We start from the raw sequence: 236 nt of genomic DNA, 5'->3' as shown, positions 1-236 counted from the left end.
CGCGGTGAACTTGGCCATCTGCTGTTTCAGGTAGTGTTCTACGCGCAGATGGCCGATGAGCAGCAGCGCTTAAATTTCGATGACATCTGCAACGCCATCAGCGACAAACTTGAGCGCCGTCATCCGCACATTTTTGGCGATGTTCTGGCTGCAACCAGCGAAGAAGTGGTGAAAAACTGGGAAGCCATCAAGCACAGAGAACGCGCAGAAAAATCGCAGCACTCCGCGCTGGCCGG

The 236-nt window shown here is 54.7% G+C and carries 1 protein-coding gene; it reads left to right on the top strand.

Annotated features, from left to right (window positions below; translation table 11 throughout):
- Nucleotides 1–236: MazG nucleotide pyrophosphohydrolase domain-containing protein (locus KVT28_RS26850; RefSeq protein WP_305801839.1), on the top strand; the 236-nt coding region annotated here is incomplete at both ends.

The organism is Pantoea sp. GbtcB22, assembly GCF_019091025.1.
Lineage (GTDB): Bacteria > Pseudomonadota > Gammaproteobacteria > Enterobacterales > Enterobacteriaceae > Pantoea > Pantoea leporis.
Note: the sequence above shows the minus strand (reverse complement) of the source record. Positions and strands in the feature narration are given on the sequence as shown.